At 60.6% G+C, this 25051-nt stretch carries 22 protein-coding genes and 3 pseudogenes; 10 read left to right on the top strand and 15 right to left on the bottom strand.

Annotation, left to right across the window (positions count from 1 at the left end; genetic code table 11):
* Nucleotides 1–231 precede the first annotated feature (231 nt).
* Nucleotides 232–1341, bottom strand: a complete 1110-nt coding sequence (locus MIC97_RS14880; RefSeq protein WP_239800647.1) for a hydantoinase/carbamoylase family amidase — start codon at nt 1339–1341, stop codon at nt 232–234.
* 146 nt (nt 1342–1487) lie between these two features.
* Here MIC97_RS14880 and MIC97_RS14875 point away from each other — a divergent pair, with 146 nt between their 5' ends.
* The 6 genes from MIC97_RS14875 to MIC97_RS14850 all read left to right on the top strand — a co-directional run bounded on the left by MIC97_RS14875 (nt 1488) and on the right by MIC97_RS14850 (nt 7104).
* Complete coding sequence (locus tag MIC97_RS14875) at nt 1488–2396, top strand: LysR family transcriptional regulator (protein WP_239800646.1); 909 nt, start codon at nt 1488–1490, stop codon at nt 2394–2396.
* A gap of 123 nt (nt 2397–2519) precedes the next feature.
* The gene (locus MIC97_RS14870) at nt 2520–3530 is read left to right on the top strand and encodes a hypothetical protein (protein ID WP_239800645.1); all 1011 of its coding nucleotides are present in this window, start codon (nt 2520–2522) and stop codon (nt 3528–3530) included.
* A 95-nt stretch (nt 3531–3625) separates the two neighbouring features.
* Complete coding sequence (locus MIC97_RS14865; protein WP_239800644.1) at nt 3626–4483, top strand: ABC transporter substrate-binding protein; 858 nt, start codon at nt 3626–3628, stop codon at nt 4481–4483.
* A gap of 5 nt (nt 4484–4488) precedes the next feature.
* Nucleotides 4489–5367: an amino acid ABC transporter permease gene (locus MIC97_RS14860; RefSeq protein WP_210307220.1), complete on the top strand. Its 879-nt coding sequence runs from the start codon at nt 4489–4491 to the stop codon at nt 5365–5367.
* Nucleotides 5364–6143: an amino acid ABC transporter ATP-binding protein gene (locus tag MIC97_RS14855; RefSeq protein WP_239800643.1), complete on the top strand. Its 780-nt coding sequence runs from the start codon at nt 5364–5366 to the stop codon at nt 6141–6143. Before MIC97_RS14860 ends, MIC97_RS14855 begins: the two co-directional genes overlap by 4 nt.
* Before the next feature lie 16 nt (nt 6144–6159).
* The gene (locus MIC97_RS14850) at nt 6160–7104 is read left to right on the top strand and encodes an arginase family protein (RefSeq protein WP_239800642.1); all 945 of its coding nucleotides are present in this window, start codon (nt 6160–6162) and stop codon (nt 7102–7104) included.
* 296 nt (nt 7105–7400) lie between these two features.
* Here the strand turns inward: MIC97_RS14850 and MIC97_RS14845 are convergent, their stop codons facing one another.
* The 13 genes from MIC97_RS14845 to MIC97_RS14785 all read right to left on the bottom strand — a co-directional run bounded on the left by MIC97_RS14845 (nt 7401) and on the right by MIC97_RS14785 (nt 21139).
* Nucleotides 7401–9374, bottom strand: a complete 1974-nt coding sequence (locus MIC97_RS14845) for a sigma 54-interacting transcriptional regulator (protein WP_239800641.1) — start codon at nt 9372–9374, stop codon at nt 7401–7403.
* 70 nt (nt 9375–9444) lie between these two features.
* Nucleotides 9445–10161: an ABC transporter ATP-binding protein gene (locus tag MIC97_RS14840; RefSeq protein WP_239800640.1), complete on the bottom strand. Its 717-nt coding sequence runs from the start codon at nt 10159–10161 to the stop codon at nt 9445–9447.
* A complete protein-coding gene (locus MIC97_RS14835; RefSeq protein WP_239801154.1) occupies nt 10158–10973 on the bottom strand; it encodes an ATP-binding cassette domain-containing protein in 816 nt (271 codons plus the stop codon). Before MIC97_RS14835 ends, MIC97_RS14840 begins: the two co-directional genes overlap by 4 nt.
* A 29-nt stretch (nt 10974–11002) precedes the next feature.
* Nucleotides 11003–12487 carry a high-affinity branched-chain amino acid ABC transporter permease LivM gene (gene livM, locus MIC97_RS14830; RefSeq protein WP_239800639.1) on the bottom strand — a complete coding sequence of 495 codons (1485 nt, stop codon included), beginning with the start codon at nt 12485–12487 and terminating at the stop codon, nt 11003–11005.
* 8 nt (nt 12488–12495) lie between these two features.
* On the bottom strand, nt 12496–13413 hold the full coding sequence (locus MIC97_RS14825) for a branched-chain amino acid ABC transporter permease LivH (RefSeq protein ID WP_239800638.1): 918 nt from the start codon (nt 13411–13413) through the stop codon (nt 12496–12498).
* Between the two features lie 22 nt (nt 13414–13435).
* Nucleotides 13436–14194, bottom strand: a complete 759-nt coding sequence (locus tag MIC97_RS14820) for an enoyl-CoA hydratase/isomerase family protein (RefSeq protein ID WP_239800637.1) — start codon at nt 14192–14194, stop codon at nt 13436–13438.
* Nucleotides 14195–14196: 2 nt separating this feature from the next.
* Nucleotides 14197–15516, bottom strand: coding sequence for a hypothetical protein (locus MIC97_RS14815; protein ID WP_239800636.1), 1320 nt, complete (start codon nt 15514–15516; stop codon nt 14197–14199).
* A gap of 42 nt (nt 15517–15558) precedes the next feature.
* Nucleotides 15559–15972, bottom strand: a complete 414-nt coding sequence (locus tag MIC97_RS14810) for a thioesterase (RefSeq protein ID WP_183827522.1) — start codon at nt 15970–15972, stop codon at nt 15559–15561.
* Between the two features lie 466 nt (nt 15973–16438).
* Nucleotides 16439–17539, bottom strand: a complete 1101-nt coding sequence (locus tag MIC97_RS14805; RefSeq protein ID WP_239800635.1) for a branched-chain amino acid ABC transporter substrate-binding protein — start codon at nt 17537–17539, stop codon at nt 16439–16441.
* Between the two features lie 59 nt (nt 17540–17598).
* Nucleotides 17599–18285: an HAD family hydrolase gene (locus MIC97_RS14800; protein WP_239800634.1), complete on the bottom strand. Its 687-nt coding sequence runs from the start codon at nt 18283–18285 to the stop codon at nt 17599–17601.
* A 96-nt stretch (nt 18286–18381) separates the two neighbouring features.
* A complete protein-coding gene (locus tag MIC97_RS14795; protein ID WP_239800633.1) occupies nt 18382–19662 on the bottom strand; it encodes a TRAP transporter large permease in 1281 nt (426 codons plus the stop codon).
* Between the two features lie 4 nt (nt 19663–19666).
* Nucleotides 19667–20137 (bottom strand): TRAP transporter small permease subunit, encoded by a 471-nt coding sequence (locus MIC97_RS14790; RefSeq protein WP_239800632.1) that lies wholly within the window; start codon nt 20135–20137, stop codon nt 19667–19669.
* A gap of 12 nt (nt 20138–20149) precedes the next feature.
* Nucleotides 20150–21139: a DctP family TRAP transporter solute-binding subunit gene (locus MIC97_RS14785; protein WP_239800631.1), complete on the bottom strand. Its 990-nt coding sequence runs from the start codon at nt 21137–21139 to the stop codon at nt 20150–20152.
* A 703-nt stretch (nt 21140–21842) separates the two neighbouring features.
* On the opposite strand from MIC97_RS14785, the pseudogene MIC97_RS14780 reads away from it, so the two are divergent.
* The 4 genes and pseudogenes from MIC97_RS14780 to MIC97_RS14765 all read left to right on the top strand — a co-directional run.
* A pseudogene (locus MIC97_RS14780) lies at nt 21843–23031 on the top strand (IS3 family transposase); the annotation flags it as partial.
* Nucleotides 23032–23054: 23 nt separating this feature from the next.
* Entirely contained in the window at nt 23055–23195 is a 141-nt protein-coding gene (locus tag MIC97_RS14775; RefSeq protein ID WP_239801184.1) for a hypothetical protein, read from the top strand.
* Nucleotides 23190–23761, top strand: a pseudogene (locus MIC97_RS14770) (IS3 family transposase); the annotation flags it as partial. The gene MIC97_RS14775 and the pseudogene MIC97_RS14770, both read left to right, overlap by 6 nt.
* A 111-nt stretch (nt 23762–23872) precedes the next feature.
* Nucleotides 23873–24053 (top strand): annotated as a pseudogene (locus tag MIC97_RS14765) (IS481 family transposase); the annotation flags it as partial.
* 8 nt (nt 24054–24061) lie between these two features.
* On the opposite strand, the gene MIC97_RS14760 reads toward MIC97_RS14765, so the two are convergent.
* Entirely contained in the window at nt 24062–25015 is a 954-nt protein-coding gene (locus tag MIC97_RS14760) for a sugar-binding transcriptional regulator (protein WP_239800630.1), read from the bottom strand.
* Nucleotides 25016–25051 lie beyond the last annotated feature (36 nt).

Raw genomic sequence — 25051 nt, 5'->3', positions numbered from 1 at the left:
GCTGCGGTCTTTCTGTCTACTTCAGCGCACCGTGATCTGACATCATACCGAAGGGGGAGGCGCGCCATGCAATCCGGCACCTCAGCATCAGGCAGGCGTGTGCCGCGAGGGCTTCTTTGCCGGTCAGATCCGCTCACCCAGTCTGGCGACGGCCATGGCCAGCACCTCACCACCCAGCGCCAGATCGTCTCTGTCGGTGTCTTCGGAGAAATTGTGGCTGATGCCGCCCCTTTAAGGCACAAACAGCATGGCCATAGGCATCACATTCGACACACAGGCTGAATCGTGCAGGGCGCCGGAAGGCATCCGGCGCCATTTCCCCGGCGCAAGTTGCGCAGCCGCCGCTGCCAACGCTTCCACCAATGCCGCATCCGACCGGGTCGGCGCGATCAGATCGCAGCCGAAACGCTCCCATTCGAGACCGAGATCTGAAGCAGCCTCGCCTGCGGCGGCATAGATGATCTCCGTCATGCGGTCGAGCCGGGCAGTGTCCGCATCGCGCCACTGGATCGTGAAATCCACCCGGCCCGGAACAATCGAACTGGCGTTGGGGTGAAGGTCCACATGCCCGACCGTCCAGACGGTGGCCGGGGCGGCCACCTCGGCCAGTCTCTCGTTGATCACGGAAACAAAGCGGTTCAGACCCCGAAAGGCATCCCGGCGCAGATGCATCGGCGTCGTGCCGGCATGGTTCTGCTCGCCGAGGAAACTCATCTTCTCGGTTCGGATGCCGACGATGTTCTCCACGACACCGATGCGCTCGCCGGTTGTATCCAGTATCGGCCCCTGCTCGATGTGGATTTCGAGGAATGCCGAAAAACGGTCGGGAGAGACTTCGCGGGAAGCCGGGAGGCCCTTCCGCTCCAGCCGGGCCTGCCCGAGGCACAGCCCGGTCACGTCACGGCTTTCATCGGCTTCGTCCTGTGACATCAACCCTGCCCAGACACGGCTTCCTGCAAGGCTGGAAAAACGCCCTTCTTCATCCTGAAACGAAACGCAGGCCACGGGAGGACCGCCCTGCTCCAGGCTTGCCCTTGCGATTTCGAGCCCGACAATCACCCCGTAAGCGCCATCCAGCCAGCCGCCTTCGGGCTGGGTATCGGAATGTGAGCCGACCAGAATGCATTTATCCTCGCCGGGCGGCAGGCCGAAGACATTGCCGATGGCATCGACGCAAACCGCCAGCCCCGCCGCTTCCATGCGCTCGACCAGCCAGGCCCTCGCCAAACGATCGGTTTCGGAATAGGCCGGGCGCACCACGCCGGTTTCCACCGCGCCGATGCCGCGCAGCGCGTCCAGATCCGCAAGCATGCGCCGAGTGTCTATCGTAAAGCCGGCCATTGTCGATTTCATCCTCCTGAGGGAAGCAGCGGCAATCTCCCCCGGAACACCGCATGCCTGCTGCGGTGAGCCTAGGGGCTGCAATGTTGCGAAGAAAGGTTCAAGATGATTAGTTCACTTGCTGTTTCGCGCAAGTGAGAGTTCGCATGGCCCGCTTCCTGACTTCCAGTTACGATGTACGCCACCTGCGTACCTTTCTCGCCGTCGTCGAGCATGGCGGCCTGTCTTCGGCAGCGTATCGTCTTGGCGTGAGCCTCTCCAGCGTGAGCCGCGACCTCAGCGCGTTTGAAACGCGGCTTGGCCTTGAATTGTGCAGGCGCGGCCGCTCCGGTTTTTCGCTCACGCCGCAAGGCCAGGACGTTTATCAGGCCGCAGTCGGCCTGCGGTCGGCCCTGCAATCTTTCGAGGAGACAGTGGAAAATACCCGCCAGTCCCTGGGCGGCACCTTGATGCTTGGCACGATCGACAGCGTGATCACCAATCCGAACGCCGGCATAGTGGCGGCGCTCGCCCGAATGCACCGCATGTTCCCGGACATGCAGGTGAGCGTCAGCATGCATACGGTTTCCATCATCGACATGTATGTGAGGGACAGCAAGCTCGATGTCGGCATTACCGGCCAGCCCGAGGATCTGGAGCAGTTGGTTTACGAGCCTGCATTCATTGAGAGTCATCAGCTCTATATCGCGCGTCATTCCCCCTATTTTGATCTGGCCTTCCATATGGATGAGCGGCCGCAGAGCCAGATGCAGCAGCGCATCCCCTACATCGCGCGGGAATATCGCACCGATATCTTCAAGGCTTTCGAGCGTGAATATCCTTTTCAGGTGGTCGCTCGCGGCAGCACTCTGGAAGCCATTCTTGCCTCCGTTCTGGCCGGTGTGGGATGCGCACTGCTTCCTTCTCACCTTGTACAGAGCACGGGCGATATCCAGCTTGTCGAAATAAAGACACGTCACACGCCTATCGATGTGCAGTTCCATTTCGCCTACCGTCGCGATGCAGCCAAACGCCGGGCGATCCGGGCCATGCTCGACTGCTTCCGCAAACGATAGCCGCCTCAACTCCGCCGCCTGCCCATAACTTGCACTTTCTGCAAGTTCGATTGCGTCCTTTGGACTTTCGGAAACCCTCATTTCAGTGAACGCTTACGCAGCTTGCAATGTGTGGAGGAATGCATGGTTGCTTCGGCGTCGGCGACGGTGGCTTCACCGCAGGACCAGATCTATGTGGAGTCCGAATGGGCAGCACTCCGCGAGTGCGTCTACGGATCGCCCGAAACCTGGGTTCTTCCCGTTTTCCTCAGCGATGTAAAGCTTCGTGCCCAGGGCGAATTTGGTGAGTTCTGGGCAAACAACCAGGGCCGTGACGTTAAAGATGCTTGGCCGGAACTGTTTGCCGAATTCAGCAGCCAGATCAAAGGCGCGATCCGCCTGCTGGAAAGTCATGGCGTCAAGGTTCATGTCGCTGGCGAGATCAGCGCCGAAAACCGCAAATATCCACGCGGACAGGACCATGGCGTTTCCACACCATGGATGCGCGATCCGTTCGTAACCATTGGCAACAACGTAGTTGAACTGGCGCCGCGCAGTTTCTTCCACCGACGCCAGCGCTTTGCCATTCGCGAAATTCTCGCCGGAACCATGGACCGCGGTGCGCGCTACTTCTCCCAGCCTGATGGCGGAGCAGACGATTACAATGAAGGTCCCGGCTGGGGATATCTGGAAGGCGGCGACGTCTTCGTTCTGGGCAAGGATGTCCTGGTCGGCAATTCGGGCGGCTGCAGCAATCCGGAAGGCGCGCGCTGGCTGCAACATATGCTCGGTCCGGAATACCGCGTCCAGACGGTGAAGATCGATCCGATGTTCCCGCATCTCGACTGCGTGCTGATGACGCCGCGCGAAGGCGTTGCAGTCGCGTGCATGGAGGCGCTGCCTGAAGGCCTGCCGGCTTTTATGAAGGACTGGGATGTCTTTTCCGTTCCGAAGAGCCTCGCAAAGGGACACATGGGCTGCAACAATCTCGTGCTTGACGACCGTACCGTCGTGGTGCCCTCGGAAGAGGCTCTCAACCCGGTGGCGGAAGCGCTTTCTGCCCGTCAATTTGAGGTCATTCGCATTCCCTATCGCGTGCCCTGCATGGCCGGCGGCTCTTTCCGCTGCGCCCATCAGCCGCTTATCCGCATCTAAAAAGCAAAAGAGGAAACAACCGCGCCGTTGCAGGCGGCACGGTTGAACCCCAGACAGAAACGGGTTCCCATAGCCCACAGCCGGAGGAAAAACTTATGCGGAAACTAGCATCTCTGCTTCCCGTCATGGCGCTGGTGTCATGCGTGGCATTTGCATCGCCCAGTATTGCCGCCCCTGACGAAAGGCTTCCTGACGCCATAAAGACATCGGGTGTTCTGGTGCTGGGAACGACATCCAGCATTGGCCTGCCCTGGACCGGGATCAAGGAAGGCACCAGCGACGTTTATGTCGGTGTCGAACCGGACCTTGCCGCCGAGATCGCCAAGCGCCTGGGTTTGAAGCTTGAAGTCAACAATCTTGGCTTCGATTCCCTCATCCCCAGCCTTGAAGCCAACCGCATCAACATCATCATGTCCGACATGCTGGACACGCCGGTCCGCCAGAAGAAGGTCGACTTCGTCGACCATATCATGGGTGGCTCCGCAATGTTGCAGAAGGCCAACTCTGAAAAGAAAATCGCTTCGCTCGATGACGTATGCGGCCTGAAGGCTTCGGCGCTGCGCGGCTCCATGGAATCGCTTTCGATTTCCGCACAGTCGGAAAAATGCGTCGCAGACGGCAAGCCCGCCATCGACGTCCAGTTGTTCCCCGACACCAATGCGCAGATTACGGCACTGACCAGCAGTCGCACCGACGTGGCGATGAGCGACCTCATCTATGTCGGCATGCTGGCCAGCAAGCAGCCCGAACAGTTCAGGATGGTTGGCGAGCCGTTCAACTTCGGCCCCTGCGGCATTGCAGTGCCGAAAGGCTCGCCGCTCGGTCCGTTGATTGCCGAGACCCTTGATACAATGATCGCCGACGGCACCTATGCGGAGATCATGGAACGCAACGGCTTTATCCAGCAGTCTCATGTCACCAAGGCCGTCATCAACGGCGGCGCCAGCCAGTAATGGTGATGACCAACAAACAGGCTGGAGTGCCATCCGTGCTTACGGACGAGCAACTCGCATCGGCGCGGCTTTTGCCGCGCCGACAGTCATGGACCTGGGTGGCGGCGGTGGCCGTCATCCTCGTGCTTGCAAATGCGCTCTATTCGATCCTCACCAATCCGGGTTTCGGATGGCCCGTCGTCGCTGAATATTTCTTCTCGCCACAGGTTATGGCAGGCCTTGTCACCACACTGATGCTCACGGCGATTTCCATGACGCTGTCGCTCGTGCTTGGGATCATCGTTGCGGTTTCCGCCGCCAGCAGCAACCCGGTCCTGTCATCGGTCGCGAAAGGCTACATCTGGATATTCCGCGCCATTCCGCTGCTGGTCCAGATCATCTTCTGGTACAATCTGGCGGCCCTCTATCCCAGGCTGGGCCTTGGCCTTCCCTTCATGCCATCGTTCGTTGAGGTGGACACGAACAGCGTGATAACCGCCATCAGCGCGGCCATCATCGCCATGTCCCTTAACGAAGGCGCCTACATGGCCGAAATCGTGCGCTCGGGTCTCAACTCGGTGGATTCAGGTCAGCGTGAGGCATCCCGGGCGCTTGGCATGTCGTCATGGGACTCCTTCCGGCGCATCGTGATGCCGCAAGCCATGCGCGTCATCATTCCACCCACCGGAAACGAGACGCTGTCCATGCTGAAATATACCTCGCTGGTGAGCGTCATTGCCTTGCCTGACCTGCTTTATTCGACACAGCTCATCTCCTCCCGCAACTTCGAAGTCATCCCGATGCTTCTCGTCGCCAGCCTGTGGTATCTGATCGTCAGCACGATCCTGATGATCATACAGTCCGGTATCGAGCGGCATTTCGCGAGATCGGTGGTGCGTCCATGAGCGGCTCCGCAGTGAACCCGATCCGCGCACGCGGCATCCGGAAATCGTTCGGCGCACTGGAGGTGCTGAAAGGCGTCGACCTCGATCTGGCCAAGGGTGAAGTGCTGTGCATCCTTGGACCATCCGGGTCGGGCAAAAGCACCCTGCTTCGCTGCATCAACCATCTGGAACGGCCCGACGGCGGCATGATTGAGTTCAACGGCGTGCCCGTGGGCTATCGTCGCTCTGGTGACGTCTTTCATGAACTGCCCGAGCGCGAGATACAGAAGCAACGCGCAGCCATGGGCATGGTGTTCCAGCGCTTCAACCTGTTCCCGCACCTGACGGCACGCCAGAACATCATGGAAGCGCCAAGGCGGGTTCTCCGCCTGTCTGCGGCTGAAGCCTCGCAGCGCGCCGATCGGCTCATGAAACAGGTCGGTCTTGCAGACAAGATCGACACCTATCCCGGCGCCCTTTCCGGCGGCCAGCAGCAGCGGGTTGCCATTGCGCGGGCGCTGGCGATGGAACCTTCCGTCATGCTGTTCGACGAGCCGACATCCGCACTCGATCCCGAACTGGTGGGCGAGGTCCTCGACGTCATGCGCTCGCTTGCTGATTCACATGCGATGTCGATGATCGTTGTGACCCACGAGATCGGCTTTGCCCGCAGCGTTGCGGACCGCGTCATGTTCATGGACGGCGGCGTCGTGGTGGAACAAGGCAAGCCACAGAATGTGCTGGTCAATCCCGAGCACGAGCGAACCCGCACCTTCCTGCGCAGAATTCTAGAGTAACATTCGGATTACAGTCATGCTCTCCCCTTCCCTTCCCACATTTCTGGGCTCTGAAAACAGTTCCGATCCGGCCGGCGTCAGGACACCGTACGCCTTCCTCGGCATACCTTACGGCCCCTCATACGAGGCCTGGGAACTTTCGGCTGCCGCCGGCAGCGCCGACAAGGTTCGCGCTGCCGCGGTGGATCACGCCTACACGCGATTTCTCACGCACTGGAATTTCGACATCGGCGAACCGCAGTTCGAGGATGGCAAACCGAACCTGACCGACCTCGGCAACATTGCTGCAAATGTGAGGGATCCTGAAGCCATCGTCGCGGATGCCGCAGCGATTCTCGGTCCGCTGGTAAAGGCCGGTGTCGTGCCGGTCGTGATTGGCGGCATGGATTCGGTGCCTCCCATGCTTGTTGCCCCCTTCGACGGGCATGAGGAGATCAACATTCTCCAGATCGATGCCCATATCGATTTTCGCGACGAGATAAACGGCCGGCGCGACGGTTTTTCCAGCCCCATGCGGCGCATCCGGGACTATGCCTGCGTCCATGATCTGGTCCATGTCGGAGCCCGCTCGATCGGCAGCGCCCGCCGTGAAGAAGTGGAAGCAGCACTCAGGGCCGGCAACAGGATTGTGACTGCCTGGGATGTCCATCAGGATGGAGCGAAAGCAGTCGCGGACTCTCTCGATCTTTCCAGACGATGGGTCGTTTCGCTGGATTGCGATGGCATGGATCCGTCGGTGGCCCCCGGCGTGGGCGCAATCGAGCCCGGCGGGCTGACATTCATACAGACGGCAATTCTTCTCAACCATCTCGCCCGGAACAACCGGTTGGCTGGCATCGTGTTTACGGAATACCAGCCCGCAAGAGATGTAGGCGGCGCAACCGCACATGTCATCACGAGGCTGATACTGGGCATTATCGGGCTGCAGCGACAGCCACAGGCGATCCAGCTGCAATCATAGCGGCGGGGACACCGGATCGCGGTGACGCGCGCGTCAAGCCGCTGGAGAACCCACTCGCTCCTGCCGAAGCCTTTGCGGATGCCGCCGCAAAGGCTCCTGACAAAGATGCGGCTGACCGCAATGGTCCGCCGTCGATGGGAAGCGAGGATTTCGCGGACATGCTTGCCTGAACTTCGGGCGCGTTCCTACGCCTCCACCATTGCAGTCCGGAGACGCTGCCCGGCCCGGAAGTTCGCTTCGATCTGACACTCCTGACGCCCGGTGCTGCGATTCTCGCCCGACTTCTCGGGCAGCCGCTAAAACTGGCTGCCGGTGCGTTCCAGCCTGATGCTGTGGCGCTTGATCATGCGATAAAGCCGGGGCTTGGTGGTGCCAAGCAACTCTGCTGCCCGGGTTACATTGTAGCGCGCCAGTGCAAGAGCGTTTCGCACGGCATCATGCTCAAGCTCGGCAAGCGTGAGCACCGGATCAACTCTGGCCGGGTTGCCGGCAGGCGCCGAACCATGGTCGCGCTCTTCGCCTGCGAGTTCCACATCGCTGTCGATGAGGGCATCGTCGGAGAAGTTCACCATGCGTTCCACTACATTCTGAAGCTCACGCACATTGCCGGGCCAGGAATAGGCTTCCAGCCGATCGAGAACCCTTTCGGCAAAGCCTTTTGCGGGCTTCTTCAGCAGGTGGGCATAATGGTGCAGATAATGCTGCATGAGAAGCCGGATATCGCCTTCCCGGTCCCGGAGAGCCGGAACGGTGATTTCGATCACGTTGAGGCGATAGAACAGGTCCTCACGAAACAGCCGGGCCGCAACAAGGTCGCGAATGTTCTGGTTCAGGGCCGCGACGACCCTGACATCCACGGGCAGAGGATCCGACGCACCGAGACGCGTCACCTCGCGCTCCTGCAAAACACGCAGAAGCTTGGCCTGCACGTCCATCGGCATTTCTGAAATCTCGTCCAGGAAAATCGTGCCACCCGAGGCAATTTCGAATTTTCCCGGCCTGCCGGATTTGTGCGCGCCGGTGAAGCTTCCGGGCATGTAGCCGAAAAGCTCGGCCTCGATGAGATCGCGCGGCAGCGCCGCACAGTTGACGGCAACGAAAGGTCCGCCGGAGCGGGCGCTCGCCAGATGAATGCCCTGCGCGAACAGTTCCTTGCCGGTTCCGCTCTCGCCATTGATGAGCACATTCGAGGAGCCGACCGCCGCCTTGCGGGCCGTCGCCACCGCCTGCAGCAGGGCGGGCGAACGTCCGATGATGCTGTCGAAGGAGTAATGAGCCTGGTTGCCGCCAAACTTCTGGGTGACCCTGGCGACGCTGCCGAACTCACGGAACGTGTTGACCACGGAAAGAACGCGCCCGGCTCCGTCCTTGATCGGCACGGCCGTATCGACCAGATGCAGGTTCGCGAACTCGTTTCTGATGCGAACCTCTTCGTCGGAATAGCCGATGCCGCTTTCAAAAATCGGCGCGATGACCGGTTCAAAGCCCAGAACATCGGCAAGCCGGCGGCCGATCGACTGCTCCGGATCGACCTTCAGGATGCGGCAGGCCGGCAGGTTCATATATTCGATGACGCCTGCCCGGTTCACGACCATGGTGCCGTCCTTCATCGCATTGGCGATGGCCTTCTGTTCGGCGAACAGCCGCTCAAGATTGGTGTTGGAAATGTCGACCTGAAGCATCAGCTCAAGCATCATCGCCGAAATCGCGATCACCGAACGGGCATCGCCGGGATTGCCGTCCGCCTGCATGAGCAGCCCCAGCCCGCCCAGCGGTTCTCCGTTCTGCGCCAGCAGGGGATGGGCGAAGATGACGATGTCGTGCAGGGCCTCTACCGTATGATCCGACGTTCCGGTCTGGGCCGGGGCACGGTCCCGCAGGCAAAGATCGAGCGCGTTCGAGCCGGCATGGTCCTCAAGGAACGACATGGCGCTGCGCCATCCCGAGCCGGCCAGCCGCCGGGTAATCACCTCGCCGCCGTCGAAGGCTGCGAGCGTGCCGGCGGCATCGATCAGCACGCAGATGCATTCGTCGGGATTTCCGGCCAGAGACCGCAACTGAGGCCCGATTTTCCTGATCGACTGGACAAGCGCCTCCGACATGGCAGGCGCGGCGTTATCGGCAGGCCGGCTGAACCCTTGCGACTGCGATATGTTCTTGCTGCGCAGCCTTTTCCAGGAGCGCCCGATTTCGCGGGAAACACAGCCGTCCGGCAGTTCCGGCAGTTCGCCTGACAGAAACCTCGCCTGTAGTTCCAGTATCTCGGGCATTTCCGGCATTTTCCTGAATTCGGCACGATATATTACGTACGATAGATTTTGTGCCGCCTTTGTCCGGGGGTCAACCGCCGCCCTCCAGATATGCCGCCCTTACGGCCGGGTCCGAGAGAAGGGCCCGCGATGTGCCCGAAAGATGAATGGTGCCGGTGACCATGACGTAGCCCCGGCTGGAAATCCTGAGAGCATGGAAGGCGTCCTGCTCGGCGAGCAGGATCGACGTGCCCAGATTGCGGTTGATCTCGACCAGCACCCGGAAGATCGTCTTTGCGATCTGTGGAGCCAGTCCGAGCGAAGGCTCGTCCAGCAGCAGAAGCCTTGGCTCCGACATCAACGCACGCCCGATGGCCAGCATCTGCTGTTCCCCGCCCGAAAGGGTTCCTCCCATCTGCGCCTTGCGCTCCGCAAGTCTGGGAAACAGATCGAACACCTTGTCGAGATTGGATCGCTGCGCTGCCTTGCTGGTGAGCCATCCACCCATCTGCAGGTTTTCGGTCACGCTCATATGCGGAAAAATGCGCCTCCCCTCAGGCGATATCGCAATATTGCGCCGGGCTATGTCATGGCTTTCCAGCCCGGCGATGTTTTCACCCGCAAACGAGATGGTGCCGGCGCCGGGCTTCGGTCTGCCGCAGATGGTGGACATCAGCGTTGTCTTGCCCGCGCCATTGGCGCCGATCAGCGCCACGATCTCCCCTTGAGCCACATCGAGCGATACGCCCTTCAGGGCTTCGATGGCGCCGTAGAAGGCCTGAACATTCCTCGCAGAAAGCAGGGTCATGCCTCAATCTCCCGTCCTGTGGTGTCGTCCCCGATAAGGTCTTCGAGATCGTCGTCCTGTTCCGCGCCGAGATAGGCGCGGATAACGGCCGGATCGTTTCGGACCTCCTGAGGACTGCCCTGTGCAATCTTGCGGCCGTAATCGAGGACGATCACGTGGTGCGAGATGTCCATGACCATTTTCATGTCATGCTCGATCAGCAGGATTCCGACGCCGACTTCGGTGCGCATCTCCTCCAGAAGCTTCGCAAGCTGGACCGATTCCGCGCCATTCAGGCCGGCAGCAGGTTCGTCGAGGCAGAGCAGTCTGGGGCCGGTACACATCGCGCGGGCTATCTCCAGGCGGCGCTGGTGGCCGTAGGGCAGCGATCCGGCCTCCTGATCGGCCCAGTCCTCAAGGTCGAGGCGCTCGATCCATGATGCCGCGACGTCGATCGCCTTTTCCTGCTCCTGCCTGTAGGCGGCTGAATTCCATAATCCGCCCACTGCCGGAAACCACGACCGGTGAAGCGACACATGCTGGGCGACAAGAAGGTTTTCCAGAACCGTCATGCGCGCAAAGAGCCGGATGTTCTGGAAGGTTCTTGCCACCCGGCCACGGGCATTGATCCTGTGGCCGGTCATGCGGGTGAGTTCAAGCGTGCCCGTGTCATCCGACAGGCTGATGCTGCCGCCGCCCGGCCGGTAGAAGCCGGTCAGGCAGTTGAACACGGTCGTCTTGCCGGCTCCGTTCGGGCCGATCAGCGAAGTGATCTTTCCCTGCTCGGCCTCGAAGCTCAAAGCATCGATGGCCGTCAGCCCGCCGAAGCGCATGGTGAGATCGGAAACTTTCAGAAGAGGGCTCACGGTGTTTCCTCCAGCGCGGAAAATCTCCTGCGCATGCGGTTCCTCACCTGCGCATAGCGCACGGACGGCTCCCGGCCAGCCAGCAGCCCGCCCGGTTTCCAGATCATCACCAGCACCATGGCGGCGCCAAAAACGAGCATCCGGTATTGCTCGACCTCGCGGAAAGCTTCCGGCAGGCCGATGATCAGCAGAGTGGCCAGAAACACGCCCAGCTGGCTGCCCATGCCGCCCAGCACCACAATTGCCAAAACGATGGCGGATTCGATGAAGGTGAAGCTTTCCGGGCTGACATAGCCCTGCCGCGTTGCGAAGAAGGCTCCCGCCATGCCGCCGAAGGCTGCGGAGATCATGAACGCCCAGAGCTTGATGCTGGCCCGGCTGATGCCAACCGCCTGACAGGCGATCTCATCCTCACGCAAGGCTTCCCATGCCCGGCCGATCGGCATCCGTCGAAGCGTCTTTGCGACATAGCTGGCCAGAACGGCCAGAGCCAGAACTATGAAATACAGAAACACGATGCGGTGCATGGTTGAGAATTCGAGGCCGAAGAGTTGGTGAAACGCCGTTTCGCCCTCTGATGGATTGCGCTCAAAGCCCGCGATGCCGAAGAAAGACGGACGCGGAACGCCGGTCAGCCCATCCGGCCCGCCCGACATTTCCGACCAGTTCAGCAGCACGATGCGGATGATTTCACCAAAGCCCAGCGTGACGATGGCGAAGTAATCGCCGCGCAGCCGCAGCACCGGAAATCCAAGCAGGAAGCCGGCAAAAGCAGCAAGCAGTGCCGCCAGCGGCAGCGCCAGCCAGAAGCTGACATCCAGATGGATGGCAAGCAGCGCATAGGCATAGGCGCCCACCGCGTAAAATGCGACGAAACCCAGATCGAGCAGGCCGGCGAGCCCGACAACGATGTTCAGCCCCCATCCCAAGACCAGATAGGTCAGGATGAGGATCGCCAGATCGAGCCAGGAGCGGTCGGCGAACGGGAGGAAGGGAAAGAGCACGGCGGCTGCAAGGCCAAGCAGCACCAGGCCGCGGTTCCGGGACGCGCGTCTGGCAAGGGCTCCCGCCGTCACCGGCTGGCTCGCCGGGGTGAGCAGGGTTCGCATTCTTTCGTTTGCGGCCGCAACTGAGGCGAAGCCGGCTACACTGAGCACAAGTCCGGCCACCAGAAAGGTGGCGAACTGGATTTCACCGAAATGCCGCGCATAGCCGATGATCGCGAACACCGACACCAGCGCGGCCAGCCCGACAAGCAGGCTGTGCGCGCTGCGCGCTGAGGGCAGCAGAAGCCGCACCACGAACACGGTGGCAACGATGGTGACGACATCCCACGGCTTGTAGTCGATCCACAGGACGCCGGTTTCATCAGACGTTGTCCGCATCCCGACTATGGCTACGGAGAGAATGAAAGCCCGGATGCTTCCGAAGAAGGCGTCACGCCACGGCAGGCTGCCTTGCTGGTTCCTGATCTCGGTCATGGCCGGCCTCACACTTTCTCGGTTTCGGGGCGGCCGATCAGCCCTGTCGGCCGGACCAGCAGGATGAGGATCAGAAGCGAGAAGGCTGCGACGTCCTTGTAAGCGAAGGACAGATAGGACGACCACAAAGCCTCCACGAGACCGAGTATGATCCCGCCCAGAAACGCACCTCTGATCGAGCCGATTCCTCCAAGAACCGCGGCGGTGAATGCCTTGATGCCGGCAACGAAGCCGACAAAGAAATCGACCACGCCGTAGTAGAGGCTGACGAGCACGCCGGCGACGGCGGCCAGGGCAGCCCCCAGAACGAAGGTGGTGGCAATGGTGCGATCCACCTGCACGCCGAGATAAGCGGCCATCACCTTGTCCTGAGCGCAAGCTCTCTGCGACCGGCCAAGAGGCGTCTTTGCGACCAGAAAGCCGAATGCGAGCATCACCACGGCAGCCACCCCCATGATCAGGAGCTGGCTGTTGGTAACGGTGACCATGGCGCCGGGCCCCCCGTCATAGAGGACATGGCGTTCGGTGATCAGCTGCGGCACGGATTTAACCCGTGCGCCCTGCACCAGAAGAACGAAGTTCTGCAGGAAGATCGACATGCCGATCGCCGAAATCAGCGCCGCGAGGCGGGTGGAGCCGCACAGCGGCCGGTAGGCAACCTTTTCAAGCGTATAACCGTAGACCGAGGTGATCACGATCGAGGCGATCAGCGCCACTGCAATCAGCAGCGGCACGAAGGTTATGCCGAGGGAGCCCAGAACCGTCAGCACGATCACGCCGACGAATGCTCCGATCATATAGATTTCGCCATGCGCGAAATTGATCATGCCCACGATGCCGTAGACCATCGTGTAACCCACTGCGATCAACCCGTAAACGCTGCCGATCGTCAGTCCGTTCAGCACTTGCTGCGCGAAATACTCCATTGGTTCCTCCTCCCCTGCCCGGCTAGTTCTTGGTCGGGAAGTTGGAGGATCGCGCTCGCGCTTCCGGCGTTTTGAAGGCCTTGATGGTGATCGTTTCCTCCAGATCCAAGGCGCGTCCGAGCCCGCCCGAAATATCCCGGGTGAGCAGGCGCTTCAGGCGCGAGACCGAAAACGGCGATTTGGCCGCCGCGACGCCGGCAACTTCGAGGGCTTTCGCCATCATGTCCTCGCGCCGGACCACCCAGTTCACCAGCCCGCGATGCAGAAGGGCCTGCGCGGTCTGCCGCTCGCCCAGAACCAGAAGCTCCATTGCCTGCTGGTAGCCGATCGCCTGAGGCAGCAGATGCGTTACCCCGCCCGTGGGGAACTGTCCCCATTCCGTTTCGGGGAAAAACGTCACCAGATCGTCGGAGGCCACGATCAGATCGCAGTTGAGCATCCACTCGAAGCCACCGCCGACCGCGAAGCCATGGACAGCCCCAACGACGAGCTTGTCGCAGAACATGAGGTCACGGGTGATGCGCTGGATCGCCTCGATATGGCGAACGGTGGCCGCATCGCTGGCCGTTTGCAGATCGAACTCCTTGAGATCGTCGCCGGCGCAGAATGCGCGGCCTTCGCCGCTGAGCACGATGACGCGGATGTCCGGATCAGCGGAGATGGCGAACAGCGCATCATGCAGATCCGACGCCAGCGTGGTGGAAATGGCATTGAGCCGATCCGGGCGGTTCAGCGTCACCGTCCCGATATGGCCCTGTTTCCTGAAATCGACGAACGACATGGTCAGATCCTTTCCACCAGCGAAGTCTTGCCGTCTGTACGGGGCAGGCTTTCGAACGGCACCATCTCGATTTTGGCGCTGGCCCCCACGGTGTCGCGTACCCGCTTTTCCAGTTCGGCGGTGACGCTTGCCCAGTCCGCGCGCGCAAGGCCAGCGGCGGCTTCCGCCCTGATCGCAATGCGGTCATAGGGGCCGGGTCCTGCCAGCATGATCCTGAAATGACCCGAGGCCATGTCACCCGCGGCGGCGATCACCTTGTGTATGGCGGACGGAAAGACGTTCACGCCCCGCACGTTGAACATGTCATCGGTGCGGCCGCTGACGCGGAAGCGGAACGAGGTCCGTCCGCAACTGCAGGGCCCGGTGCCGGTGACGGTGATCACATCGCGGGTGCGGTAGCGGATCAGCGGCTGGCATTCCTTTTCCAGATGTGTGCAGACCAGCTCGCCGCTGACGCCTTCCGCTATTTTCAGACGCTGGCCGGAGGCCGGGTCGAGCAGTTCTGCAAACACCACGTCGCTGCTGAGGAAGTGAAGGTCGGTTGTGTGCTCGCACTGGCTGCCCATGGTGCTCATCACCTCGCTCAGCCCAAAATTGGCATTGCGGACCCCGAAACCCCAAACATCCTCCATCGCCTTGCGGAAACCGAGATTATCAAGGCCCGCTTCACCGCCGAACAGCGCCAGCCTGAGGCCGAGATCGCGCGGGGTCAGGCCGTAGTCGTCGCGCACGATCCGCTCCAGAAGGGCCGGATAGGACGGGGTGCAGGAAATCGCGGTGATGCCCAGATCACGGATCACCTCGATCAGCTTGCTGGCACCGCCTACGCCATAGGGAAGAACCGTCGCGCCGGTGGCCTCAAGGGTCAGGTGATCCGTGACGCCGCCTGTCCACATCTGATAATTCAGGCAATGAACCACCCTGTCGGACGGCCGCAGCCCTGATGCCCACATGCCGCGCGCGCCCTGCTGGGCGATGATGTGCGCATCATTGGCGCTGTTGGCCAGAATGAGGGCGCGCCCCGTTGTGCCGGAGGTGCGATGGATACGCACCACGTCCTCGGGCCGGCAGGCAATGTAGTCGCCAAATGGATAGTCGTCCTCCTGAGAGGCGCGCAGCTCCTCCTTGTCGGTCAGCGGCAGGTCCTGAAGACCGTCCAGCGTAAGGCTCTCATTGAGTGCGCTGCCAAGCTTCCTGCCGTAGAAGGCTGAAGCAGAAGCCATATAGGCACGTTGCCGCTCCCATTTGCGCGCCTGCAGGGCCGCCATGTCAGTTTCGGAAAGCGTCTCGACATCTGGGTGGAAATGCGAATTGTCTGTCATGATCCCGCCGTTGATTGATTGAAAATTGTCTGAGCGTGAGAGCTAGCTGCCGGAGACAGACTGATCGGCGCGCGCAAGAATCGCCGCCTCCGAGACGATGGCGCGGGCAATGCGGCCCTTGCCGATAATGCCGGCGGAGTCTTCGGCGACCACCTCGAACCAGAACAGCGGAGAGCGGTTCTCGATAAAGGTGGCGGTTGCCGTGTAACGGCCTCCCACGGCGGTCGGTGCCAGATGGCGTACGTCGATATGCGCGCCGACCGAAAGCTGGCCCTCTTCAAGAAGCGGCGTCAGCAGAAGCGCGCAGGCACGTTCGAGATCGGCGATCAGAAAGGGCGTCGCCAGAACGGCCGGGAATTTTTCGGCGGGACCATCGGCAAACCGGTCGGCGGTCATTTCCGCCGTGACAATGTTCTCAAGGCTGGCCTTCTGGCCCAGGGTTAGCTGCTCGGACATGTTGAACTCCTTTTCCTGCCCCAGCCCTGCAAACAGCGGGCCAGTTTTGAAAAGGCGGTTCACTTGAATTCAACACACTGATTTAAAAAGGTATTCTCTGAATCATCTTATTGCCGCGCCGTTTTGCCATCATTTCATTACGAGTTAAGTCATGTCATACGGAACATTTCGTTTCGATCAGGCCACGGTGACCCGGATGAAAAAGCCGAAGAAGATGGCTGCGCGGAACAGAAGCGCCCGGTTGCTTCCGGACGATGATACGCAGAATGCTGGATGAAACACTTTCGCAAATCGGCCTGACGCCGCCTGACATCTTGTCATGAGCAGGGCCGGAAACAGCAAAGCCCGGACCAGTCGGGGCCATATCTCAGGCTCACGCTGGTCCGGGCATCCTGCAAATGAGGCGTGCGCTTTATGCTGTCCGGCACACGCTTTTCACAGGCCCGGTATCACCGGACGGTACGGTTCAGTCGACCACGGCGATGCTGCCGCCCTGCCATTTATAAAGCCGGTAGAGATTGCGATCGACATCGCCTTTTTCGTTGAACCTGAGATCTCCCACGACTGTCGGCACGGTAACGGCGCGCAATTGCTTCGCCACGGCTTCGGCGTCGGTGCTTCCGGCGGCATTTGCCGCATTCGCATAGGCCTGAATTGCCGCATATATGTAGAGCGTGAAACCGTCGCCGCTCGACCCCATCGCGGTGAGCCTTTCGAGTGCGGGAGCTGCTTCGCTGTTCTCGCGCGCATCGGGGAAAAAGGTCAGCAGCACCCCATCTGCAGCGGCTCCTGCGATGGTTGCGAATTCCTGCGCCTTGATGCCATCGCCGCTGATGAAGGTTCCGGTAAATCCGGCCTCTCTGGCCTGACGGATCAGCAGCCCGCCTTCGCGATGATAACCGCCGAAATAGATCACGTCCGCCCCATGCGTGACGATGCGGGTGACGAGCGCCGAGTAGTCGTTTTCTCCGGCGGTGATGGAATCCTCGAAGGAGGGGGCGAGGCCGCCCTGCGCGAGATAGGTTTTCGTCTGGTCGACAAGACCTTTGCCGAAGGCTGACTTGTCATGCACCAGAGCAACCTTCCTGTCCTTCCCTTCCGCCAGAATTGCGGCGGCCGCAACCTGTCCCTGCTGGTCGTCACGCCCCACAGTGCGAAAGACGTGCGCCATGCCACGATCGGTCAGGGCGGAGTTGACGGAAGCTCCTGAAATCATCAGCATCCCTTCCTCGTCATAAACGTCCGAGGCGGCCAGCGAACTGCCGGAACAGAAGTGCCCGATCACGGCAGTGTAGCCTTGCTGCACATTGCGATTTGCCACCGAAACGGCCTGTCTCGGGTCACAGGCATCGTCGGCGAAGTCAACGATGAGCCGCTCTCCCATGATCCCGCCATTTTCGTTGACCTCCGCCGCTGCTGCCTTGCCCGCGCTCTCGACCTGAGGCCAGTAATTGGCAAACTGACCGGACATGGGGCCGACAACGACCAACCTGGTTTCGGCCTGTGCAACAGGCGCGCAAAGACCCAGCCCCGCAGCAAGTGCTGCGGCTCTCAACAACCACGACATATTTTTTCCTCCCGTTTTTGCCGGCCGCAGCCAGCACCTTGCGTCAGGCGATGGCCGCCTCAGACTGCAAACAGTTCACCCAGCCCCTTCAGATCGCGGAACTCGAAAAGCGGACGCGGCGTGAAGGGCCCGAGCGCCTCGCCGCCGCGATTGATCCACGCGACCTTCATGCCCATCGGCATGGCCCCCTCCAGATCGGCAAACTGAGCCAGAGAGACGTGCAGAATGGACTGCGCCGGAACCCCAAGCCGCTCGATGGCTTTGCCGAAAATGATAGCCGAAGGCTTGAAGGCTCCCGCATCCTCAGCCGTGAGATACTGGTCGAATTCGGCCCGGAACGGATTCATCGCGAACAGGCGGTCATCCATGTTGGTGATGGGCATCAGCGGATAGCGTCGTTTCAGAGCGGCAATGACGGCCGGAACCTCCGGATGCGGCTTTGCCTGTGAAGTCATCGTCGAAATCAGCAATTCGGCGTTTTCGGCGAATTCCGCATCGCTCAACGAGACGCCGAGAGGCTCCAGAACATCGCGGAGCGCAAGCGCTCCCCATTGCACATAGGGCCGCCAGACATCGGACCTGTATCTGCGGACCGTTGCGAAATCCCACTTCAGATAAAGCTCCCGCGACGACATGCCGGAAAGGCCGGTCCGCTCCATCACCTTGGCCATTCCGGTCTCGCCGCTGCTGTCGACATCCACCAGCGTCCCCCAGAAATCGAACGTTATCGCTTTGACCCAATCCATGTTTTTGCTCCCGTCATGGCCAAGTTCAGTGTCGGACAATTCCAGTTCCCCGTTGGGCTGTGGATGCGGCGCGCTGACCTGCATCCGTGGTGTCTTTCAGTCGATAAGTGAAGCCACTCCCGACGATATTGCGGGGGTGAAGGTAACTATAAGCTGCACGATGAGGGACACGCCGATGAAAGGCAGCGTTTCCTTCACCGTTGCCACGACATTGGCGCGCGCGATGCGAGTGCTGATGAACAGCAGAATGCCCACCGGCGGCGTCACGGCCCCGATCATCAGGTTCAGGGAAATGATGATGCCGAAATGGATGGGATCGACGCCCACCGATTGCGCCAGCGGCAGCAGCACGGAAGTGAGGATGATGAGCGCGGGAAACGTGTCCAGGAACATGCCCACGATCAGAAGTATCAGGTTGATGAGCAACAGCACTAACACGGGATCAGTAGTAATGCCGAGTACGGCATCCGCCAGTATGACCGGCACCCGTTCCACGGCCAGTATCCACGCAAGCAGATTGGAAACGCCGATGATGAGCATCGTGTCGGCCATTTCCGATCCAACTCTGAAAGCGCTGGAGGAGAGTTTGGACCATGTCAGGGTCTTGTAAACCAGCGAGCCCAGCACGATCGCCAGCAGCACCGCAAGCGCACTGGCCTCGGTCGGGGTGGTGATGCCGAAGACGATCGCCCCCATGATGATGGCCGGCACGGTAAGCGCGGGCAGCGCGGAAATGCCCGTTTCCGCTACGCGCCGGATGCTCGTGGCCTCCCCCGCCGGATAGCCGCGACGGTAGGAAAGTGTAACCGCCATTGCGAAATGGGCGCAGCTCATCAGCAGGCCCGGCACGATGCCAGCCATGAACAGGCTTGCCACCGAAGTGCCCGACAGAGAGCCATACATGATGAGAACGATGCTTGGCGGAATGATCGGCCCGATGATTGCGGAGATCGCGGTCAGCGCCGCGCTGAATTCCGCAGAATAGCCCGCCCTTTTCATCATCGGAATGAGCAGCGATCCCGTGGCCGAGACATCGGCCGCGCCACTGCCCGTAATGCCTGAAAAGAACATGCTGGACAGCACGTTCACCGCGGCCAGCCCGCCCCGGAGGCGGCCGACGAGAGATTGCGCGAAGGCCACCAGCCTGTCCGTCAGGGTGGCCTGGTTCATGATCTCGCCGGCAAAGGCGAAGAGCGGGATTGCGAGCAGCAGGAAGATATCGATGCCCGTGAACAGACGCTGCGCAAACAGCGAGATGGGCAGGCCCTCCATCAGAATGTAGACGACACAGGGAAGACCTATCGCAACGATCAGGGGAACGTTGCGAAACAGCAGGAGCACGAACAGTGCCCCCAGTACGATCAGGCTGAGGGACATGATTTTATCTCGGGGCGTTCGGCAGGAGGATCTTGAGGAGCACGATCAGTGCTCCTGCCACTCCGCAGGCCAGCATCGGTGAGTAGACCAGCCACATGGGCAGGCCGAGGGCGATCGATTTCTGACTGGCTGTGCGGGAAATCAGCGAGAAAGCCGACCACCCCAGCAGGCCGAAGAACAGCAGCGTTGGCGCAAAAGAAATCGCCCGCCCCAGGACACTGCGCGCACGGGAGCGTACGCCGAGTTCAATGGTGGTCAGGCTGTCCTGCTGCAGCAGATACAAGGACCCGATGAACGTTATCAGAACAAGTATGTATCTGGAGAGCTCCTCGCTCCAGTACAGCGAGGAATTCAGGCCGTATCTGAAGACGACCTGAGCGATGAGGATGAGGGAGAGAAGCACAACCGGAAGGGCCAGAACCAGATAGACCAGCCCTTGCGCAAGCTGCACAAATTGTTCGCGCCGCGATGTCATGGCTTTGCCCGGCTATTCAGCGATGACAGCCAGCCAGGCATCGACAGGCGCGTCTCCCAGTGTGTCGCGGATTCTGGAGATGACCGGCGGCTGAGCCTGCGCCTTCAGCACGGCGATCTGGTCGGCCGGCGTTTCCGTGACCTCAACCCCGAGTTCCGCCAGATCCGTCCGCGCCTTCTCCACCGCGGCGTCGACAAGTCCGCGCTGAAAGGAGGTGGCCTCGGCCATCGCGTCCGTGATCAGCTTTCTGTCGTCATCGGAGAGGGAGGACCACCAGCTCTCGCTGGCGACCACGGGCATCGCATCATAGATGTGATTGGTCAGGGAAACGAACTTCTGAACTTCGAAAAGCTTCTCCTGCGTCACCACGTAGAGCGGATTTTCCTGTCCGTCGATAATGCCGGTCTGAAGGGAGGAATAGACCTGCCCCCAGGACATCGGCGTGGGGTTCGCGCCCATGGCACGCCACGCCTCCACATGCAGCGGGGCTTCCATCGTGCGCAACTTCAGCCCCTGCACGTCAGCGGATGCGGAAATGCCTTTCTTCGCGGAGCTAACCTGCCGGAAGCCCTGCTCCCAGATCGACAGGCCATGCAGGCCAATGCGGTCCAGATCCGTGAACAGGATATCCTGTGCTCCATCGAGCGCCCGTCGTGCGGATTCGCTGTCGCTGAAGCTGAAAGGAATGTCGAGCAGCATGAATTGCGGTGCGAATGCCGACATCACGCCGTTGGAAACGGAGGTGAGGTGCATAGCTCCGGTCTGCAGCGATTCCAGAAGCTCTCTTTCATCCCCGAGCTGACCGGAAGGATAGATCTCGACCTTGAGGCGCCCCTGTGATTTCTCGTCCACAAGTCTGGCGAAATGGACGAATGCCTCATGCTTGGGATGCGCCTGATTATCGGAGTGGCCCACCTTGATGGTCTGAGCGGAGGCTCCCGTGATGTTAATCAGGGCCAATGCTCCCGCGACAAGCACGGGCAGGAAAAGTCTGAGCTTCATGATTGCAGTCCCCTGTTTTTGTTATGACTTCAGGGAAAGCATGTTCCATACCAATCGCGCGGATCAGGAAGGAACTTCATAATGATTTGAATTATAAAGTTTTTATCAGTTTTCGTTTCAATCCCGTTATGCGCAAAACATTTTATCAGGAACATTTTGTTCCGGAATATTTCGTGCCACTCCTGGCGCCATGGCCCGCTTTAGATTCCGCCTGTGTTTGCCGCGTCCCAGTCACAGCACAAGGAAGGTACGGGCCCCTGAAGGCTGTGAGTACTCTCTCACACCTCAGGGCGGTTTTGCAGAAGTGCTTGGGCTTGCAGCAGAACTATGCGAGCTTATGACGCCTGCTATAGGCACCGGCCAGCAGCCGGCCCGCGCCATCCCCTCCAGCAGCGCCGTTTCGTCGGAGAGATCATGAGTATTTCCCGGATGTCAGGGCGAAAACGCCGGGCCGGCTACGATCATCGCTCAACGCATGGATTTTCGTCGCTCAGCCGCTGCCGGGCGATGGGTCTTGATGTGGGTGGAATTCACTAAGCGGGTGAACGCCGGCCCAGACGGTCAGGGCGCAGAAGATCGGTTCCCACACACCTTTCCGGCTCCGGCGACTACAGATTGTCCGGCTTCAGCACCAATGAGACAAAATCGGCTTAACTGAGAGGGGAGGATTTCTGGTTCATGATAGCCTTTCAAAGGAGCACCAATGAGAGAGAAATCCGGTACAGATAAGCGCCCTGCAGGAACGGTGATCAAGGACATCCGCCGGGCCACCCGCAAGCAGTATGGAGCGGAGGAGAAGATCCGCATTGTGCTGGAAGGGTTGCGCGGCGAGGAGTCGATCGCGGCGCTGTGGCGACGTGAAGGTATCGCCGAGAGCCTGTATTACAACTGGTCGAAGGAGTTTCTCGAAGCCGGCAAGAAGCGGCTGGCCGGCGACACGTCGCGTGCCGCCACGAGCGACGAGGTGAAGCTGCTGCGCAAGGCGGCGCGCGATCTCAAGGAGGTCGTCGCCGAACGGGCGCTGGAGTTGCGGATTCTGAAAAAAAGCATGATCGCGGATGGGGCGACGACGAATGAGATACCCCGCATCCGAAAAGCTCGAGATCATCAGGATCGTCGAGCAATCGCATTTGCCGGCGCGGTGCACACTGGGAAAGCTCGGCATCCCCCGCGCCACCTTCCACCGCTGGTATGACCGGTTCAGGGAAGGCGGTGTCGATGCCCTGGAGGACGGCCGGCCACGACCAAAGTGGGTCTGGAACCGCATCCCCGAGGCGGTGCGCGAGCGGATCATCGACCTTGCTCTCGACAGATCGGAACTGTCGCCACGGGAACTCGCGGTGATGTTCACCGACACCGAAAGCTATTTTGTCTCCGAGGCTTCGGTCTACCGCCTGCTCAAGGCCCACGACCTGATCACCAGCCCAGCCTTCATCGTCATCAAGGCGGCCGACGAATTCCAGGACAAGACAACGGCGCCGAACCAGCTCTGGCAGACCGACTTCAACCACCTGAAAGTGATCGGCTGGGGCTGGTTTTATCTGTCGACCATCCTCGACGACTTCTCCCGTTACATCATCGCCTGGAAGCTGTGCACCACCATGCGGGTCGAGGACGTCACCGATACGCTCAACCTGGCGCTCGCAGCATCAGGCTGCGACAGCGCCAGAGCCGCGCAGCGGCCGCGGCTGCTGTCCGACAACGGCCCATGCTACATCGCCAGCGGTCTGGCCGAGTGGCTCGCTGACCAAAGCATGGAACATACCCGTGGATCGCCCAGCCATCCCCAAACGCAGGGCAAGATCGAGCGCTGGCACCAGACGCTGAAGAAGCGCATCCTGCTGGAAAACTACTTCCTGCCCGGCGATCTCGAAGCCCAGATCGGTGCCTTCCCGAACGCCTCGGCCGCATCGTGATGGCGTCAGCCTGGACGAAAGCGGACGGGTTCTTCCGCCGCTGCTTCGAGGTTCGCCGCGAACTGCTTCGCAATGCCGGTCCGGAAGCCTATATCAAGGCAACACCGATTTTCCTGCATCCGAGCTGGTGGATCGGCTAAAAGCGCCGGCCCGGCTCCTATGGCGGCAAGCCGTCAGTCGTGATCGACAACACCTTGGCTCGACAGTTCGATGTCGATGCGCCGGACAAGGCGTGGGTGACATACATCACCTACATCCGTACGCAGGAGGGCTTTGCCTTATCTGGCCGTGGTGATTGACTTGTTCTCGCGCCGCGTCATCGGCTGGTCATTGCAGAGCCGGCAGACGACCGACGTCGCGCTGCAGGAATTGATGATTGCCGTGTGGCGGGGAAAGCCGAAGAGCAAGGTCCTGGTCCACTCGGATCAGGGCTCGCAGTTCACCAGCGTGGACTGGGCAGCCTTCCTGAAACAACACAATCTCGAGACTCGATGAGCCATCGCGGAAACTGCCATGACAACGCCTTGGCCGAGAGCTTCTTCAATCTCCTCAAGCGCGAGCGAATGCGACGCAGGACCTACCGAACACGCGAGGAGGTAAGGCAGGACGTGTTCGACTACATCAAATGTTCTACAACCCGAAGCGCAAGCACGTCAGGAACGGGATGTCGTCACCTGTCGGCTTCGAACGGCAGCAGAAAATGTAACCCGAGGGCGTCCACGAAACATGGGGCTATTCACATTGCTAATTTGGGACCGGCTTAACAGCCGAACTGGTGGACGACACGTTAGCCATATGCATTACCGCTGCCGATCTTGACGGCCACGATCAACTGCGTCGGCACCTCATCGACTTCATCCACGTCTATAACTTCGCTCGAAGGCTCAAGACCATCCGCGGCTTCACACCTTACGAAGACATCTGCAAGATCTGCACTTTCAGAACCAGACCAATACATCATCGATCCAATCTACCAAATGCCGGGAATGAACAGCTAAATATCCAGTCAGAGACGAGTTTCGACGAGGCGTTCGGCTACCACCTCGTCAGTGATCAGCACATGCGGGCGCAGGAGCCGTATGGAAGCTTGGATCACCTGGTATTTGTGCCAGCCGCCGGACGCCAGAACGATCTTACGCGCATTGACCAGATCGCGCGGGTCGACCGCTACCACCCGGTCGTTTACCTGGTGGTCGATCACCTCGCCCTCAGCGTCGATGAAGCGGCACAGGATGTCGCCCACGGCCCCCGCCCGGTGCAGAGATGCCAGTTCATCGCGCTCCAGCAGGCCGTATTCGGCGAAAGTCGATTGAGGGGAGAGATCGCCGACGCTTAATATCGCCATGTCGAGCTGGGTGGAACGGTGGAATATTTCGCGGATGCCCGGATGCGTCATCAGCGCCTCGCGTGTGCGCACATCGGGCGCGAAGACGGGTGCCGCGAGCATGTAGCAGCTTGCCGCCAGACGATCGGCGAAGCGCCATGCGAACTCGCTGGGATTCACAGAACTGACCTTGGTCAGGCCGCCCAGTAGCGAGACCACGGTCATGTCGGAATGACCATTGCCGGTGATGGCCGGCAGGCTGGAACTGAGCGTGCGCCCCCAGCCGAGGCCGATGGTCATGCGGTCCGACAGGTTGTCGGCTACATAGGCTCCAAGCACGGCACCTATGATCTGCGAAACCTGCTGCGCCTCGCGGGGATCGGGAATGACGATGGCGCGCTCAATGCCGAGCGTCGATTCGATCTGACGCTCCAGTTCGACGCAGCGGCTGAGTCGCGCCGTCACCCTGATCTGGACGGTGCCGTCCTGGCGCGAGGCGGACAACATCCGCAGGACGCGCGTGCGATGAAGGCCCACCTCCTGCGCGATCTGGTCCTGCGTCATGCCCTCCATGTAATAGAGCCAAGCGACGCGCGCCTTGATGTCTTCCGTCAGTTCCGCTTCGCCCTGTTTCATCGACCTTCCGAAATCGTGCTGTACCGTTGCGGCTTT

Origin of the sequence: Aquamicrobium sp. NLF2-7 (assembly GCF_022359935.1) — a bacterium.
In the GTDB taxonomy this organism is placed as follows: Bacteria; Pseudomonadota; Alphaproteobacteria; order Rhizobiales; family Rhizobiaceae; genus Mesorhizobium; species Mesorhizobium lusatiense.
This window is presented reverse-complemented; position numbering and strand designations above follow the sequence as displayed.

Bases quoted from the DNA above. Each gene is read 5' to 3' on its own strand.
- MIC97_RS14785 (WP_239800631.1), bottom strand. From the start codon at position 21,139: ATGAAGCTCAGACTTTTCCTGCCCGTGCTTGTCGCGGGAGCATTGGCC.
- MIC97_RS14795 (WP_239800633.1), bottom strand. From the start codon at position 19,662: ATGTCCCTCAGCCTGATCGTACTGGGGGCACTGTTCGTGCTCCTGCTG.
- MIC97_RS14860 (WP_210307220.1), top strand. From the start codon at position 4,489: ATGACCAACAAACAGGCTGGAGTGCCATCCGTGCTTACGGACGAGCAA.
- MIC97_RS14835 (WP_239801154.1), bottom strand. From the start codon at position 10,973: ATGCGCTTCGGCGGGCTGACGGCCATCGATGCTTTGAGCTTCGAGGCC.
- livM (WP_239800639.1), bottom strand. From the start codon at position 12,487: ATGACCGAGATCAGGAACCAGCAAGGCAGCCTGCCGTGGCGTGACGCC.
- MIC97_RS14815 (WP_239800636.1), bottom strand. From the start codon at position 15,516: ATGACAGACAATTCGCATTTCCACCCAGATGTCGAGACGCTTTCCGAA.
- MIC97_RS14845 (WP_239800641.1), bottom strand. From the start codon at position 9,374: ATGCCCGAGATACTGGAACTACAGGCGAGGTTTCTGTCAGGCGAACTG.
- MIC97_RS14855 (WP_239800643.1), top strand. From the start codon at position 5,364: ATGAGCGGCTCCGCAGTGAACCCGATCCGCGCACGCGGCATCCGGAAA.
- MIC97_RS14840 (WP_239800640.1), bottom strand. From the start codon at position 10,161: ATGACCCTGCTTTCTGCGAGGAATGTTCAGGCCTTCTACGGCGCCATC.
- MIC97_RS14775 (WP_239801184.1), top strand. From the start codon at position 23,055: ATGGCGTCAGCCTGGACGAAAGCGGACGGGTTCTTCCGCCGCTGCTTC.
- MIC97_RS14800 (WP_239800634.1), bottom strand. From the start codon at position 18,285: ATGGATTGGGTCAAAGCGATAACGTTCGATTTCTGGGGGACGCTGGTG.
- MIC97_RS14875 (WP_239800646.1), top strand. From the start codon at position 1,488: ATGGCCCGCTTCCTGACTTCCAGTTACGATGTACGCCACCTGCGTACC.
- MIC97_RS14870 (WP_239800645.1), top strand. From the start codon at position 2,520: ATGGTTGCTTCGGCGTCGGCGACGGTGGCTTCACCGCAGGACCAGATC.
- MIC97_RS14865 (WP_239800644.1), top strand. From the start codon at position 3,626: ATGCGGAAACTAGCATCTCTGCTTCCCGTCATGGCGCTGGTGTCATGC.
- MIC97_RS14810 (WP_183827522.1), bottom strand. From the start codon at position 15,972: ATGTCCGAGCAGCTAACCCTGGGCCAGAAGGCCAGCCTTGAGAACATT.
- MIC97_RS14825 (WP_239800638.1), bottom strand. From the start codon at position 13,413: ATGGAGTATTTCGCGCAGCAAGTGCTGAACGGACTGACGATCGGCAGC.
- MIC97_RS14850 (WP_239800642.1), top strand. From the start codon at position 6,160: ATGCTCTCCCCTTCCCTTCCCACATTTCTGGGCTCTGAAAACAGTTCC.
- MIC97_RS14805 (WP_239800635.1), bottom strand. From the start codon at position 17,539: ATGTCGTGGTTGTTGAGAGCCGCAGCACTTGCTGCGGGGCTGGGTCTT.
- MIC97_RS14760 (WP_239800630.1), bottom strand. From the start codon at position 25,015: ATGAAACAGGGCGAAGCGGAACTGACGGAAGACATCAAGGCGCGCGTC.
- MIC97_RS14880 (WP_239800647.1), bottom strand. From the start codon at position 1,341: ATGGCCGGCTTTACGATAGACACTCGGCGCATGCTTGCGGATCTGGAC.
- MIC97_RS14790 (WP_239800632.1), bottom strand. From the start codon at position 20,137: ATGACATCGCGGCGCGAACAATTTGTGCAGCTTGCGCAAGGGCTGGTC.
- MIC97_RS14820 (WP_239800637.1), bottom strand. From the start codon at position 14,194: ATGTCGTTCGTCGATTTCAGGAAACAGGGCCATATCGGGACGGTGACG.